The organism is Xanthobacter oligotrophicus, from assembly GCF_008364685.1.
GTDB classification, from domain to species: Bacteria; Pseudomonadota; Alphaproteobacteria; order Rhizobiales; family Xanthobacteraceae; genus Xanthobacter; species Xanthobacter oligotrophicus.
Genome location: NZ_VTTL01000031.1, coordinates 1 through 1,201, shown reverse-complemented (window position 1 = coordinate 1,201; position 1,201 = coordinate 1). Strand labels below are relative to the sequence as shown.

At 62.8% G+C, this 1,201-nt stretch carries 1 protein-coding gene; it reads right to left on the bottom strand.

Features of this window, described 5'->3' with window-relative positions; all coding sequences use genetic code 11:
• Nucleotides 1–28: 28 nt before the first annotated feature.
• Nucleotides 29–1,140, bottom strand: a protein-coding gene (locus FZ033_RS23895; protein ID WP_149578556.1) for an IS3 family transposase whose coding sequence is annotated in 2 segments (ribosomal slippage) — nt 29–885 and nt 885–1,140 — 1,113 coding nt in all. Because the reading frame shifts where the segments join, the coding sequence is not laid out codon by codon here.
• Nucleotides 1,141–1,201: the final 61 nt, after the last annotated feature.

Below are 1,201 nucleotides of genomic sequence, written 5' to 3'. Positions count from 1 at the left end.
CCTGACGTTGCCCCCTATTTGCCCTCGTTCATAACTGGACTCTGTTCTCGATATGGTCCGTCCTGGACCGGGTTGCAAACTCGTTTGGGGTGAGGCCGCCAAGGCTCGTGTGCGGCCGGTGGGCATTGTAGTCCATCCTCCATTCTTCGATCAGCCTGCGAGCGGTCGGCAGGTTACGGAACATGTGCTCGTTGAGACATTCGTCCCGGAAGCGAGCATTCAGGCTCTCGACGAACCCGTTCTGCATCGGCTTGCCTGGCGCAATGTAGTGCCACTCGACCTGGCTATCCTCCTGCCATTGCAGGATTGCCCGCGATGTCAGCTCGGTGCCGTTGTCGCTGACGACTATGAGCGGCCGGCCGCGAAGGTCGATGAGGGCATCGAGTTCGCGGGCGACCCGCTGGCCGGAGAGCGAGGTGTCGACGACAAGCGTCAGGCATTCGCGGGTGAAGTCGTCGACCACGACCAGCACACGAAAGCGCCGTCCGTCGACCAACTGGTCGGCGATGAAGTCGAGGCTCCAGCGCTGGTTCGGCCCCTGTGGCATGGCAATCGGCGCCCGCGTTCCGAGCGCGCGCTTTCGCCCGCCACGCCGTCGCACCGTCAGCCGCTCTTCACGATAGAGCCGGAACAGCTTCTTATGGTTCAGCACGACGCCGTCCCGCCGCAGCAGGATGTGCAGGCGCCTGTAGCCGAACCGCCGCCGTTGGCCCGCCAGGGTCTTCAGGCGCTCCCGGATCATCACGTCGTCGGAGCGGCGCGATGCATAGCGATAGGTCTTCGGGTCAAGCCCGATCAGGCTGCACGCCCGACGCTGCGAGTAGCTCTTCTCTTCGATGGCCCAGGTCACGAACGCTCTCCGCGATCCGGGCTTCAGAAGTTTTTTCCAAGCGCCTCGCGCAACGTCGCGACGTCGAGCATCGACTCCGCCAGCAGCTTCTTGAGCTTCCGGTTCTCGTCATCCAGAGCCTTCAGCCGACGCGCGTCCGATACCTCCATCCCGCCATAGCGATTGCGCCAATTATAGAGGGTCGCATCGCTGATCCCGTGCTTGCGGCAGAGATCCGCAACCGCGACCCCGGCCTGATGCTCCTTCAGCACCGCAATGATCTGCTCTTCGCTAAACCGGCTCTTCTTCATCTCCGTCTCCTTCCGACGGAGTCCAATTCAAACTGAGGGCGCTTCAGGGGGCAACGTCAAC